Genomic DNA, 14,089 nt, shown 5'->3' with positions numbered 1-14,089 from the left:
TATCAGCTTTCCAATTGAGCCTGCGCTACTTGCCGCACGCGTCAGGCTAAACAATACGCAAGTTGCCAGAACCTGCAGGTCTCAAACTGGTGCATCACAATTATTTTTATTTCTCGACGCCGTCAAGCGGCATATCTCAAGCGCCTGATTTGCAATAAGAAATATTGAACAGATCAAGAACCTGTCAAGTGCGTCAAAACAGGGTGGGCGTGCTTCATTTTGGTGAAAATAGTATTTTTACCTTATAAATCAATTATATAAAAACATTAAAGGCTTGATAAAAATCTTCTTGCTCATTCGAAAAACTCGGGCTAGTTTCTATTCCTGTCACCGATGACAGGAATTAACCGACCCTCGGTACGCAGTATTACAACACTTAGAACTGGCACAAGCCGGTCAAGCCTGTGAGGAACTCGACATGTCGCTGTTGATCCGTGGCGCCACCGTTATTACCCATGATGAAAGTTACCGCGCCGATGTGTTATGCGCAGAGGGTCTAATTCGCGCCATTGGCACGAATCTGGATATTCCCGCAGGCTGCGAAATACTCGATGGCAGCGGCCAATACTTGATGCCAGGCGGCATTGACCCCCATACCCATATGCAACTGCCCTTCATGGGCACCGTGGCCAGTGAAGACTTTTTCAGTGGCACGGCGGCAGGCTTGGCCGGTGGTACCACGTCGATCATCGACTTCGTGATTCCCAACCCACAGCAATCGCTGATGGAAGCTTTCCACCAGTGGCGCGGCTGGGCCGAAAAGTCTGCCGCCGACTACGGGTTTCATGTAGCGATCACTTGGTGGAGCGAGCAGGTACGCGAGGAAATGGCCGAGCTGGTCAGCCATCACGGCATCAACAGCTTCAAGCATTTCATGGCCTACAAGAACGCGATCATGGCTGCCGATGACACCTTGGTCGCCAGTTTCGAACGCTGCCTGGAACTCGGCGCGGTGCCCACGGTGCATGCCGAAAATGGCGAGCTGGTGTACCACCTGCAACGCAAGCTGATGGCCCAGGGTATCACCGGGCCGGAGGCCCATCCGCTGTCGCGCCCGTCCCAGGTGGAAGGCGAAGCGGCCAGCCGTGCCATCCGAATTGCTGAGACCATCGGCACGCCGCTGTACCTGGTGCATGTGTCGACGAAGGAAGCCCTGGATGAAATCACCTATGCCCGAGGCAAAGGCCAGGCGGTGTACGGTGAAGTACTCGCCGGCCACCTGTTGCTCGATGACAGCGTGTACCAGCACCCCGACTGGCAGACCGCCGCCGGCTATGTGATGAGCCCGCCATTCCGCCCACGCGGGCACCAAGAGGCGCTGTGGCATGGCCTGCAAGCGGGCAACCTGCACACCACCGCCACCGACCACTGCTGTTTCTGCGCCGAGCAAAAAGCCGCCGGGCGTGACGACTTCAGCAAGATCCCCAACGGTACCGCCGGCATTGAAGACCGCATGGCGCTGCTGTGGCACGAAGGCGTCAATACCGGGCGTCTGTCGATGCAGGAATTTGTCGCGCTGACCTCCACCAACACCGCGAAGATCTTCAACCTCTACCCACGCAAAGGCGCGATACGCGTAGGCGCCGATGCCGACCTGGTGCTATGGGACCCCGAGGGCACGCGGACCATTTCCGCCAAGACCCACCATCAGCAGGTGGACTTCAACATCTTCGAAGGCAAGACCGTGCGCGGCGTGCCCAGCCACACCATCAGCCAGGGCAAGCTGGTGTGGGCCGATGGTGACCTGCGCGCGGAGCGAGGGGCCGGGCGGTATGTGCAGCGGCCGGCGTATCCCTCGGTGTTCGAGCAGTTGAGCAAGCGGGCAGCGCTTTGCAAGCCAGTGGCCGTGAACCGCTGAGTCCAAAAAAAGCGGACGCGGAGCGTCCAGTGAGGCTTTCCCACGCAGAGCGTGGGAACGATCGCCCATCAGAGGCAGCACCTCAATAACCGTGAGGCCAACACCGTGATCCAGACCCTGACCCACCTCCCCCACCCCCGCGAAGACGGGGCCACCCTCGCCAGCCAGTTCACCGACCTGGCACCGCCCCTCAACGCCCGCCAGGCCCAACTGGAAGCCTCGCGCTGCCTGTACTGCTACGACGCGCCTTGTGTGAATGCGTGCCCCAGCGAGATCGATATCCCCTCGTTCATCCGCAATATCCACACCGAAAACGTGCAGGGGGCCGCGCAAAAAATCCTCTCAGCCAACATTCTCGGTGGCAGTTGCGCACGGGTGTGCCCGACGGAAATCCTTTGCCAGCAAGCGTGCGTACGCAATAACGCCGAAGAATGCGCCCCCGTGCTGATCGGCCTGCTGCAACGCTATGCCATCGACAACGCGCACTTCAGCGAACACCCGTTCCAACGCGCCGCGCCCACTGGCAAGCGCATCGCCGTGGTCGGTGCCGGGCCTGCCGGTTTGGCCTGCGCTCACCGCGCCGCCTTGCACGGTCATGACGTGGTGATTTTCGAAGCGCGGGAAAAAGCCGGCGGACTGAATGAATACGGAATCGCCAAATACAAACTGGTGGACGACTTCGCCCAGAAGGAACTGGATTTCCTCCTGCAGATTGGCGGCATCGAGGTTCGCCACGGCCAGCGCCTGGGCGACAACCTGACCTTGAGCGAACTGCACCAGCAATTCGATTCGGTGTTCCTCGGCCTGGGTCTCGCTGCCAGCAAACAGCTGGGCCTGCCCTTTGAGGATGCCCCCGGCCTGCTCGCCGCCACCGACTATATCCGCGAACTGCGCCAGGCCGATGACCTCAGCCAACTGCCCCTGGCCGACCGCTGCATCGTGCTCGGCGCCGGCAACACCGCCATCGACATGGCCGTGCAGATGGCCCGCCTCGGTGCCCGCGATGTCAACCTGGTATACCGCCGTGGCCTGGCCGACATGGGCGCAACCCACCACGAACAGGACATCGCCAAGGCCAATCAAGTACGGCTGTTGACCTGGGCCCAACCCGACGAGGTCCTGCTCGATGACCAAGGCCGCGTACGCGGCATGCGCTTTGCCCGCACCCGCCTGGAAAACGGTCGCCTGCTGCCTACCGGGGAAACCTTCGAACTGGCCGCCGACGCGATCTTCAAGGCGATCGGGCAAGGCTTCGACAACGACGCCCTGCACGATCCGCTGGCCCAGCAACTGCATCGCGTCGGCGAGCGCATCTTCGTGGATGAGCAACTGCGCACCAGCATCCCAGGGGTGTATGCCGGCGGTGATTGCGTCAGCCTCGGCCAGGACCTCACCGTTCAGGCGGTACAACATGGCAAGCGGGCCGCCGAAGCCATGCATGCCCAACTCATGCTGACTGTGGAGGCTGCGTAATGGCCGATCTCTCGATTGTATTCGCCGGTATCAAAGCGCCCAATCCGTTCTGGCTGGCCTCCGCGCCGCCCACCGACAAAGCCTACAACGTGGTGCGCGCCTTCGAGGCCGGCTGGGGTGGCGTCGTGTGGAAAACCCTGGGGGAAGACCCGGCGGCGGTGAACGTGTCGTCGCGTTACTCCGCGCACTATGGCGCCAACCGCGAAGTGCTGGGCATCAACAATATCGAACTGATCACCGACCGTTCCCTGGAGATCAACCTGCGGGAAATCACCCAGGTGAAAAAGGACTGGCCGGACCGCGCACTGATCGTCTCGCTCATGGTGCCTTGTGTCGAAGCGTCCTGGAAAAACATCCTGCCCTTGGTGGAGGCGACCGGCTGCGACGGCATCGAACTGAACTTCGGCTGCCCTCATGGCATGCCCGAACGGGGCATGGGCGCCGCCGTCGGCCAGGTGCCGGAGTACGTGGAGCAAGTGACGCGCTGGTGCAAGACGTATTGTTCGCTGCCGGTGATCGTCAAGCTCACGCCGAACATCACCGACATCCGCGTGGCGGCGCGGGCGGCCTATCGCGGCGGCGCCGATGCGGTGTCGCTGATCAACACCATCAACTCCATCACCAGCGTGGACCTGGAGCGCATGGTCGCCCTGCCAGTGGTCGGTACCCAGAGCACCCATGGCGGTTACTGCGGCTCGGCGGTCAAGCCGATTGCGTTGAACATGGTCGCCGAAATCGCCCGTGACCCACAGACCAACGGCCTGCCGATCTGCGGCATCGGCGGTATCGGCACCTGGCGCGACGCCGCGGAATTCGTCGCCCTGGGCTGCGGCGCGGTGCAGGTGTGCACGGCGGCGATGCTGCATGGGTTTCGCATCGTTGAAGAAATGAAGGATGGCTTGTCGCGCTGGATGGACAGCCAAGGCCATGCCAACCTGCAGGCGTTTTCCGGGCGGGCGGTGGGCAACACCACGGATTGGAAGTACCTGGACATCAACTATCAGGTCATCGCCAAGATAGACCAAGAGGCGTGCATTGGCTGTGGTCGTTGCCATATTGCCTGCGAGGACACCTCGCACCAGGCCATTGCCAGCTTGAAGCAGGCCGATGGCACGCATCTGTATGAGGTGATCGACGATGAGTGCGTGGGCTGTAACCTGTGCCAGATCACCTGCCCGGTGGCCGACTGCATCGAGATGGTGCCGATCGATACCGGCAAGTCGTTTTTGAACTGGACGCAGGACCCGCGCAATCCTTACCGGGAGGCGGTGTAACCCTAGTCCCTCGTTCCCACGCTCCGCGTGGGAACGCATCCTGTGACGCTCCGCGTCACGCTGGCAAGAGCGGACGCGGAGCGTCCAGGGTGGCATTCCCACGCGGAGCGTGGGAACGATCAGCTCAAGGCTCCAACCCAATCCCGCGCAAAATCACACCGGTCACGGTCTGAATGGCCTTCTCGAACTGCCTGTCCGACAACGGCTGGTGATCATTCAGAATCTTCACCTGATGATCGAAGTCGGCGTAGTGCTGGGTCGAGGCCCAGATCATGTACAGCAGGCTCGAGGGCTCCACCGGCAGGATGCGTTTGTCTTGCACCCATTGGCGAATCTTCGCTTCCTTCATCTTGGCCCAGTCGTACAGGCTTTCATCCAGGGCCTCGCCGAGTGTGGGCGCGCCGTGGATGATTTCATTGGCCCAGACCTTGGAGCCATACGGGCGCGTGCGCGAGCGCTGCATCTTGGCGCGGATGTAGCTGCTGAGCACTACCCGAGGGTCGTCGAAGGTTTCAAAGCTCAGGGCGTCCTGCTTCCACAATTCCAGCAGGTCGAACAGCACCGCGCTGTACAGCTCGCTCTTGGTGGTGAAGTAGTAATGCAGGTTGGAGCGCGGCAGTTGCGCTTCTTCGGCGATGTCGGCCATGGCGGTGCTGCCATAGCCTTTGTTGGCGAAGACCTTCTCCGCCGCCAGCAGGATTTTCTCGACGTTGACCCGACGAATTCCGATCTTGTGATTGCCCATAAGGGCTCCCTGACAACAACACGGCCTAAAGACTACCACCGGCTCTAGATCGGGGCGACAGGCCAAGCCGAAACTTCGTACACTGCCGGCTCCTATCCTCTGATCGGTATTGAACAATGTTGCTCAAGAACTCCCTGACCGCTGCTGTCCTGTTCACTGCCCTGCTGGGCGCCTCTACGGCGTTTGCCCACGCCCACCTCAAGAGCGCGGAGCCTGCGGCTGACAGCAAAGTCGCCGCACCCAAAGACCTGCGCCTGACCTTCAGCGAAGGCGTCGAAGCCACCTTCACCAAGGTCTCCCTGAGCAAGGACGGCACCGAAATTGCCATCAAGGGCCTGGAAACCCCGGACGCCGACAAGAAAACCCTGGTGGTCACGCCTGCCGCTCCGCTGGCAAGCGGCACGTATAAGGTCGAATGGCATGCGGTGTCCGTCGACACTCACAAAAGCGAAGGCACTTACAGCTTCAAGGTCGGCCAATAACCCATGGCAACCCTGCTGGTGCTGTGCCGCTTCCTGCACTTTTGCGTCGTGTTGCTGATGTTCGGGGCCTGGGTGTTCAGGCCCTGGCTGCTCGGCGCTCACGTCGTGCAGCCGACACTGGACCGGCAATTGCTGCGCATCACCCGTGGCCTGGCCGGCTTGGGGCTGTTCACCGGGGTTGTGTGGTTGCTGTTGATCACCGCCAGCATGGCCGGCAGTTGGGAGTCGGCGCTGCAACCGGCCACGGTGCAGTTGGTGCTGGGCAAGACCTTTTTTGGCCAGGTATGGGCCTGGCATCTGCTGCTGAACCTGCTGCTGGTGATCGTGCTGATCAAGCCCTGGCCGGCCTTGCGCTTGCCGCTGCTCGCCCTGCTGCTGGCGACCCTGGCCCCCGTAGGCCATGGCGCCATGCTCGATGGGCTGAGTGGGCGGTTGCTGATCCTTAACCAGGTAGTGCACCTGCTGTGCGTTGGGGCCTGGCTCGGTGGGTTGCTGGTGTTGGTGCTGATCCTCCGGCAGGCGCAAGACCACCACCTGGAGCCGATTCTGCGTCGCTTCAGTGGTGTGGGATATGGCCTGGTCGGCGGCCTGCTGGTAACCGGTCTGATCAACGTGCGCGTGCTCACCGGGCAACTGTGGCCCACGCCGCTGTTCGAGGGCTTCGCCTTGATCCTGCTGATCAAGGTGGGGCTGGTGCTGGGCATGCTGGGGTTGGCGCTGTTGAACCGGTTGCGTATCAAGCGCTGCGAACAACGCCTGGGCAGTTTGAGAGCCAGTGTGATGATGGAGTGGCTGTTGGGCGTTGCAGCAGTGGCTGCGGTTTCCCTGCTTGGCACCCTGCCGCCGATGGTCATGGCTGGCTGAAACCTGCGTTGCAATGCAATCCATGTAGGAGCGAGCTTGCTCGCGAAAAACTCACAGGCGCCGCGTTCATTCAGGAAGCACGCGTTATCGTTGACGTTTTTTCGCGAGCAAGCTCGCTCCTACAGGGGGCGACCGTGCCGCTGCGTTGAATCGTTTCACCCAAGTCATCATATAACTTCTGCTTGACACGCCCTCAAAACCTCGCAAATATCGCGCTCAATGTTGTACGACAACGTATGACAAATAATAAAAACAACAAAACAAAGGGAGCCTCACTGTGAGTCAATCCGCCCGTCATTCCTGCACGCGCCTGGGCCTTCTCGGCCTCGGCAGCCTGGTCGTCACCCTGCCGCTGGGTGCCAACGCCGAAGGCTTTATCGACGACGCCAAGGCCACGCTCAACCTGCGTAATGCCTACTTCAATCGCAACTTCACCAACCCGACCAACCCCCAGGGCAAGGCCGAAGAGTGGACGCAGAATTTTATCCTTGATGCCAAGTCCGGTTTTACCCAGGGCACGGTCGGTTTCGGGATTGACGTGCTGGGCCTGTATTCGCAAAAGCTTGATGGCGGCAAAGGCACCGCCGGCACCCAACTGTTGCCGGTGCATGACGATGGCCGCCCCGCCGACAATTTCGGGCGTCTGGGTGTCGCGCTGAAAACCAGGCTGTCGAAGACCGAGTTGAAGGTTGGCGAATGGATGCCGGTGCTGCCAATCCTGCGTTCCGACGATGGCCGCTCCCTGCCACAGACCTTTCGTGGCGGCCAGGTCACCTCCAATGAAATCGCCGGCCTGACGCTCTACGGTGGCCAGTTTCGCGGCAACAGCCCACGCAACGACGCGAGCATGGAAGACATGTTCATGAACGGCAAAGCCGCGTTCACTTCGGACCGTTTCAACTTCGGCGGCGGCGAATACACTTTCAACGACAAACGTACCCAGGTCGGCCTGTGGTACGCCGAACTGACTGATATCTACCAACAGCAGTACCTCAACCTCACCCACAGCCAGCCGCTGGGAGACTGGACCCTGGGCGCCAACCTCGGGTTCTTCAACGGCAAGGAAGACGGCAGCGCCCTGGCCGGCGACCTCGATAACAAGACCCTGTTCGCCCTGCTCTCGGCCAGATACAACGGCCATACCTTCTATGTTGGCCTGCAAAAACTCAGCGGCGACAGCGCCTGGATGCGCATCAACGGCACCAGCGGCGGCACTCTGGCCAACGACAGCTACAACGCCAGCTACGACAACGCCAAGGAAAAGTCCTGGCAGGTGCGCCACGACTTCAACTTTGTGGTGCTCGGCGTTCCGGGGCTGACCCTGATGAACCGCTATATCAGCGGCAGCAATGTACACACCGGGGCGATCACCGACGGCAAGGAGTGGGGGCGTGAGTCGGAGTTGGCCTACACGGTGCAGAGCGGTGCGCTGAAGAACCTCAATGTGAAGTGGCGCAACTCGACCATGCGTCGGGATTTCAGCAATAACGAGTTCGATGAGAACCGGATTTTTATCAGCTATCCGATTTCGTTGTTGTAGTTCCAAAGGCAAATCCGATCTCTAAGGTGCCACCTATCCATGTGGGAGCTGGCTTGCCTGCGATAGCGGTGGGTCAGTTACCACATCCTTTTCAGACTCACCGCTATCGCAGGCAAGCCAGCTCCCACCTTTGATCTCATGTGCCTGGAAGGACGTTGACAACACCAGGAATCCCTAACACTATTTCCCCATAGTCATACGACAACCTACAACAAAAATCTGGAAGGCCCATGACCACCACCACCCCCGCTCCCTTCAACCGTCTGTTGCTCACTGGTGCCGCCGGCGGCCTGGGCAAAGTCCTGCGTGAACGCATGCGTCCTTATGCCCAGGTGCTGCGCCTTTCGGATATCGCTGAAATGGCCCCCGCCACCGACGCTCGCGAAGAGGTACACACCTGCGACCTGGCCGACAAACACGCCGTGCATCAGTTGGTAGAGGGCGTCGACGCCATCCTGCACTTTGGCGGCGTTTCGGTGGAGCGCTCGTTCGAAGAGGTGCTGGGCGCGAACATCAGCGGCATTTTCCATATCTACGAAGCGGCCCGCCGCCACGGGGTCAAGCGGGTGATCTTCGCCAGCTCCAATCACGTGATCGGTTTCTACAAACAGGGCGAGCAACTCGACGCCCATTCCCCGCGCCGCCCGGACAGTTACTACGGCCTGTCCAAGTCCTACGGCGAAGACATGGCCAGTTTCTACTTCGACCGTTATGGCATCGAGACCGTGAGCATCCGTATCGGCTCCTCGTTCCCGCAACCGCAGAACCGCCGGATGATGCACACCTGGCTGAGTTTCGACGACCTGACCCAACTGCTCGAACGCGCGCTGTACACGCCCAACGTCGGCCATACCGTGGTGTACGGCATGTCGGCCAACCTCGACACCTGGTGGGACAACCGCTACGCCGCGCACCTGGGCTTTGCCCCCAAAGACAGCTCCGAAGTGTTCCGCGCCCAGGTCGAAGCCCAACCGCCCGTGGCCGCCGATGACCCGGCCAAGGTCTACCAGGGCGGTGCGTTCTGCGCGGCGGGGCCGTTCGGTGACTGAGTGCCCCGCAACCCAAGGGAATGACCATGACTGCTGAACTGATTGTCGATGCCCGCAATGCAGTGGGCGAATGCCCGGTGTGGGTGCCCGAAGAAAACGCCCTGTATTGGGTAGATATCCCCAACGGCGGCCTGCAACGCTGGAACGCCGCCACCGGCCATCTGGCGGCGTGGAAAGCCCCAGAGATGCTCGCCTGTATTGCGCGCACCCAGGCAGGCAATTGGGTCGCTGGCATGCAAACCGGCTTCTTCCAACTCACGCCCCACCACGACGGCAGCCTCGACACCGTGCCGCTGGCCAGCATCGAGCATTCACGCAAGGACATGCGTTTGAACGATGGCCGCTGCGATCGCCAGGGCCGTTTCTGGGCCGGCAGCATGGTGCTGGACATGGGCTTGAATGCCGCCGAAGGCGTCCTTTATCGCTATGGGTCCGGGGCTGCGCCCCACGCGCTACTGGAGGGGTTCATCACCCTCAACGGCCTGGCCTTCAGCCCCGATGGCCGCACGATGTACGCTTCCGATTCGCACCCGAAGGTACAAAAGGTCTGGGCGTTCGACTACGACATCGAGACCGGCACGCCGTCCAATCGCCGCCTGTTCATTGATATGAACGACTTCCCCGGGCGTCCCGACGGTGCAGCCGTGGACGCCGAGGGCGGCTACTGGATCTGCGCCAACGACGCCGGGTTGGTTCACCGTTTCACCCCGGACGGTCGCCTGGACCGCTCCCTGAGCGTGCCCGTGAAAAAACCCACCATGTGCGCCTTCGGTGGCAGCCGCCTAGACACTCTGTACGTCACCTCCATCCGCGACGACCCGAGTGAACAGTCGCTGTCTGGTGGCGTGTTCGCCCTCAACCCCGGCGTCCAAGGACTGCCCGAACCCCGCTTCATCGTTTAATCGCTGTGCCTTGAATACAACAATAACAAGACAGGAGTGACTTCCATGGACTTCAAACGCACCTTGCTCGCCGCTGCAATCTTCACCCTCAGCAGCGCAGCCCACGCGCTGGAAATCAAGTTCGCCGACATCCACCCCGCTGGCTACCCCACCGTTGCCGCAGAAGAAAACATGGGCAAGGCCCTGACCAAGGCGAGCAACGGCGAGCTGACCTTCAAGTATTTCCCCGGCGGTGTGCTGGGCTCCGAGAAGGAAGTGGTCGAACAGGCCCAGGTCGGCGCCGTGCAAATGACCCGCGTCAGCCTCGGCATCGTCGGCCCGGTGGTGCCGGACGTGAACGTGTTCAACCTGCCGTTCGTATTCCGCGACCAGGCGCATATGCGCAAGGTCATCGATGGCGAGATTGGCGACGAGATCCTCGCCAAGATCACCAACTCCGAGTTCGGCCTGGTGGCCCTGGCCTGGATGGATGGCGGCACGCGCAATCTCTATACCAAGAAACCGGTGCGCAAGATCGAAGACCTCAAGGGCATGAAGATCCGCGTGCAAGGCAACCCGATTTTCATCGAAGCCTTCAACGCCATGGGCGCCAACGGCATTGCCATGGACACCGGCGAGATCTTCAGCGCCCTGCAGACCGGGGTCATCGACGGCGCGGAAAACAACCCGCCGACCTTGCTGGAACACAACCACTTCCAGAACGCCAAGTACTACACGCTCACCGAACACCTGATCCTGCCTGAACCCATCGTGATGTCGAAAATCACCTGGAACAAGCTCGACCCCGCCCAGCAGGACATGGTCAAGGCCGCCGCCAAGGCCGCCCAGGCTGATGAGCGCGTGCTCTGGGACGCCAAGTCCGCCAGCAGTGAAGAGAAACTCAAGAAGGCCGGCGTGGAGTTCATCACTGTCGACAAAAAGCCCTTCTATGAGGCCACTGCGGCGGTGCGTGCCAAATACGGTGCGCCGTATGCGGACATGATCAAGCGCATCGACGCGGTTCAATAACCTCCCCTGCCCCTGCATAAGGCCCGGCGCGGTCGGCATCGACGCGCCCGGTCACGGTGAACGCCATGAAGACTTTACTGCTGCGCTTCAATGACCGCCTTTACATGACCTGCATCTGGGTAGCCGGTCTTTCCGTCCTGGGGGTCGCCTTGATCATTCCCTGGGGTATCTTCACCCGCTACGCCCTCGGCACCGGTTCCAGCTGGCCGGAGCCCACCGCCATCCTGCTGATGCTGGTGTTCACCTTTATCGGCGCCGCTGCCAGTTATCGTGCCGGTGCGCACATGTCGGTAGCGATGATCACTGACCGCTTGCCGCCTGTCCAACGCCGCCTCGTCGGCATCCTCTCGCAACTGCTGATGGGCACCATCTGCGTGTTCATGACGATTTGGGGCACCAAGCTGTGCCTGTCCACCTGGAACCAATTCATGAGCGCTATCCCTACCCTGCGCGTAGGCATCACCTATATGCCGATCCCGATTGGCGGCGTGCTGACCCTGGTGTTCGTGGTCGAAAAGCTGCTGCTCGGTGATCAGAGCAACCGCAAGGTGGTGCGTTTCGATCTGGTTGAAGAAAACGAAGGGGCCGCCTGATATGGACGCATTGATTCTGTTGGGCAGCTTTGTTGTATTGATTCTGATCGGCATGCCGGTGGCCTATGCATTGGGGCTGTCGGCGCTGATTGGCGCGTGGTGGATCGACATCCCGTTCCAGGCCCTGATGATTCAGATTGCCGGTGGGGTGAACAAGTTTTCGCTGATGGCGATTCCGTTCTTCGTGCTGGCCGGGGCGATCATGGCCGAGGGCGGTATGTCGCGGCGCCTGGTGGCCTTTGCCGGGGTGCTGGTGGGCTTTGTGCGTGGCGGGCTGTCCCTGGTCAACATCATGGCTTCGACGTTTTTTGGCGCGATTTCCGGCTCATCCGTGGCCGATACCGCCTCGGTCGGCTCGGTGCTGATTCCGGAAATGGAACGGCGGGGTTATCCGCGCGAATTCGCCACCGCCGTGACCGTCAGCGGTTCGGTGCAGGCGCTGCTGACGCCGCCCAGCCATAACTCGGTGCTGTACTCCCTGGCGGCAGGCGGCACCGTCTCCATCGCCTCGCTGTTCATGGCCGGTGTGGTGCCGGGCCTGTTAATGAGCGCGTGCCTGATGGTGCTCTGCCTGATCTTCGCGAAAAAGCGCGACTACCCCAAAGGCGAAGTCATCCCCTTGAAGCAGGCGCTGAAGATCGCCGCCGACGCGCTCTGGGGCCTGATGGCCATGGTGATCATCCTCGGCGGCATCCTCTCGGGCATCTTCACCGCCACCGAGTCGGCGGCGATTGCGGTGTTGTGGGCATTCTTCGTGACCATGTTCATCTACCGCGACTACAAATGGCGCGAGCTGCCCAAGCTGATGCATCGCACGGTGCGCACCATTTCCATCGTGATGATCCTGATCGCTTTCGCCGCCAGCTTCGGCTACATCATGACCCTGATGCAGATCCCGGCGAAGATCACCACGCTGTTCCTGACCCTGTCGGACAACCGCTACGTGATCCTGATGTGCATCAACGTCATGCTGTTGTTGCTCGGCACGGTGATGGACATGGCGCCGCTGATTCTTATCCTCACGCCTATCCTGATGCCGGTGATCCTGGGCATCGGCGTCGACCCGGTCCACTTCGGCATGATCATGCTGGTGAACCTGGGCATCGGCCTGATTACCCCGCCGGTGGGCGCGGTGCTGTTCGTCGGCGCGGCGGTGGGCAAGACCAGTATCGAGAAAACCGTAAAGGCCCTGCTGCCGTTTTATGCGGTGTTGTTCTTGGTGCTGATTGCGGTGACCTACGTTCCGGCGTTGTCGCTGTGGTTGCCCCATTTGGTGCTGTAAAGGCAAACCAATGTGGGAGCTGGCTTGCCTGCGATAGCGATCTGTCAGTGAACGCATTCGTGACTGATACACCGCTATCGCAGGCAAGCCAGCTCCCACAGTTGAATCCTCAGTGTTTGTTTTGACTTCACTAGGCAGGTCAATCGTGATTGAGCTTTCGGATCAATTCACCCATCTGGTGCTCGCCCCCGCCATCGGCGGCAGCCTCGTCAACTGGACGGTACGCGACACCGGGCAACCGCTGTTGCGGCACAGCGACAAGCACGCGATCAATACCGGGCTGCCGGGCAAGCTAGGCTGCTATCCATTAGCGCCCTGGTCCAACCGCATCGCCCACGGCGGCTTCGACAACCCCGATGGCTGGCTGGCACTGGCACCCAATAGCCTCACTGACCCTTTTCCGATTCACGGTTCGGCCTGGCAGCAGGCATGGCAGGTGACAAGCCAGTCAGAACATGAAGTGGTGTTGGAGCTGCGCTGCGAAACGCCCTTCGCCTATCACGCCCGCCAGCGGTTTCGCTTGAACAGCGGTGAGTTGAATATCCAATTGTGTGTAACTCACTTGGCCGAGCAACCCGCCTGGCATGGGCTGGGCTTGCATCCGTACTTGCCGCGCCGGCCGGGTACGCGGCTGCAGGCCAAGGCTAGGCAAGTGTGGATGAGTGATGCAGCCAAGCTGCCCACAAGGCTGGAACCTGTTACCGAAGCCTGGGATTTCCGGCAACTCAAAGGATTGCCAGAGGGGCTGGTGGACAACGGCTTTTGCGGCTGGGATGGGCACTGCGTGATCGAACAACCGGAGCTTGGCTACTGCCTCGAATGCCAGGCCAGCGGCGCCGATTACTTCCTGCTGTACTGCCCGCCGGGGTTGGAGTTTTTCTGCATCGAGCCGGTGAGCCATCCGGTGAATGCCCATCACCTGGCGGGCAAGCCTGGCCTTAAGCTGCTGGAGCAAGGCCAGTCAACCCACCTGGCATTCAACCTGAAATGCACTCCAAATGCCTGAACTGTAGGAGCGA

The 14,089-nt window shown here is 60.9% G+C and carries 13 protein-coding genes; 12 read left to right on the top strand and 1 reads right to left on the bottom strand.

The genetic code is table 11. The annotated features are described in order from the left end of the window. Nucleotides 1–418 precede the first annotated feature (418 nt). The 3 genes from hydA to preA all read left to right on the top strand — a co-directional run bounded on the left by hydA (nucleotide 419) and on the right by preA (nucleotide 4,605). Nucleotides 419–1,858: a dihydropyrimidinase gene (gene hydA / locus JFT58_RS12230; protein ID WP_034127957.1), complete on the top strand. Its 1,440-nt coding sequence runs from the start codon at nucleotides 419–421 to the stop codon at nucleotides 1,856–1,858. Between the two features lie 105 nt (nucleotides 1,859–1,963). Next, on the top strand, nucleotides 1,964–3,331 hold the full coding sequence (locus JFT58_RS12225) for an NAD(P)-dependent oxidoreductase (protein WP_054898264.1): 1,368 nt from the start codon (nucleotides 1,964–1,966) through the stop codon (nucleotides 3,329–3,331). Next, nucleotides 3,331–4,605 (top strand): NAD-dependent dihydropyrimidine dehydrogenase subunit PreA, encoded by a 1,275-nt coding sequence (gene preA / locus JFT58_RS12220; RefSeq protein ID WP_103299421.1) that lies wholly within the window; start codon nucleotides 3,331–3,333, stop codon nucleotides 4,603–4,605. Before JFT58_RS12225 ends, preA begins: the two co-directional genes overlap by 1 nt. Nucleotides 4,606–4,729: 124 nt before the next feature. Here the strand turns inward: preA and JFT58_RS12215 are convergent, their stop codons facing one another. Then, nucleotides 4,730–5,350, bottom strand: a complete 621-nt coding sequence (locus tag JFT58_RS12215; protein WP_014719000.1) for a TetR/AcrR family transcriptional regulator — start codon at nucleotides 5,348–5,350, stop codon at nucleotides 4,730–4,732. Nucleotides 5,351–5,466: 116 nt separating this feature from the next. Between JFT58_RS12215 and copC the strand changes: the two genes are divergently transcribed. The 9 genes from copC (at nucleotide 5,467) to JFT58_RS12170 (ending at nucleotide 14,076) form a co-directional block, all read left to right on the top strand. Beyond that, nucleotides 5,467–5,832, top strand: coding sequence for a copper homeostasis periplasmic binding protein CopC (gene copC, locus JFT58_RS12210; RefSeq protein ID WP_054898255.1), 366 nt, complete (start codon nucleotides 5,467–5,469; stop codon nucleotides 5,830–5,832). A 3-nt stretch (nucleotides 5,833–5,835) separates the two neighbouring features. Continuing rightward, on the top strand, nucleotides 5,836–6,696 hold the full coding sequence (gene copD / locus JFT58_RS12205) for a copper homeostasis membrane protein CopD (protein ID WP_054898254.1): 861 nt from the start codon (nucleotides 5,836–5,838) through the stop codon (nucleotides 6,694–6,696). 277 nt (nucleotides 6,697–6,973) lie between these two features. Continuing rightward, nucleotides 6,974–8,236, top strand: a complete 1,263-nt coding sequence (locus JFT58_RS12200) for an OprD family porin (protein ID WP_054898253.1) — start codon at nucleotides 6,974–6,976, stop codon at nucleotides 8,234–8,236. Between the two features lie 230 nt (nucleotides 8,237–8,466). Continuing rightward, nucleotides 8,467–9,285, top strand: a complete 819-nt coding sequence (locus JFT58_RS12195; protein WP_054898252.1) for an NAD-dependent epimerase/dehydratase family protein — start codon at nucleotides 8,467–8,469, stop codon at nucleotides 9,283–9,285. Between the two features lie 26 nt (nucleotides 9,286–9,311). Then, entirely contained in the window at nucleotides 9,312–10,187 is an 876-nt protein-coding gene (locus JFT58_RS12190; RefSeq protein WP_054898251.1) for an SMP-30/gluconolactonase/LRE family protein, read from the top strand. 45 nt (nucleotides 10,188–10,232) lie between these two features. After that, nucleotides 10,233–11,195 carry a TRAP transporter substrate-binding protein gene (locus JFT58_RS12185; protein WP_103299420.1) on the top strand — a complete coding sequence of 321 codons (963 nt, stop codon included), beginning with the start codon at nucleotides 10,233–10,235 and terminating at the stop codon, nucleotides 11,193–11,195. A 65-nt stretch (nucleotides 11,196–11,260) separates the two neighbouring features. Next, the gene (locus tag JFT58_RS12180) at nucleotides 11,261–11,788 is read left to right on the top strand and encodes a TRAP transporter small permease (protein WP_054898249.1); all 528 of its coding nucleotides are present in this window, start codon (nucleotides 11,261–11,263) and stop codon (nucleotides 11,786–11,788) included. A gap of 1 nt (nucleotide 11,789) precedes the next feature. Further along, nucleotides 11,790–13,070: a TRAP transporter large permease gene (locus JFT58_RS12175; RefSeq protein ID WP_032903436.1), complete on the top strand. Its 1,281-nt coding sequence runs from the start codon at nucleotides 11,790–11,792 to the stop codon at nucleotides 13,068–13,070. A gap of 145 nt (nucleotides 13,071–13,215) precedes the next feature. Further along, the gene (locus tag JFT58_RS12170) at nucleotides 13,216–14,076 is read left to right on the top strand and encodes an aldose 1-epimerase (protein ID WP_054898248.1); all 861 of its coding nucleotides are present in this window, start codon (nucleotides 13,216–13,218) and stop codon (nucleotides 14,074–14,076) included. Nucleotides 14,077–14,089: the final 13 nt, after the last annotated feature.

The organism is Pseudomonas sp. MF6767 (genome assembly GCF_016405475.1).
GTDB lineage: Bacteria > Pseudomonadota > Gammaproteobacteria > Pseudomonadales > Pseudomonadaceae > Aquipseudomonas > Aquipseudomonas paracarnis.
The sequence above is the reverse complement of the archived record's forward strand: the minus strand, read 5'-3'. Positions and strand labels throughout refer to the sequence as shown.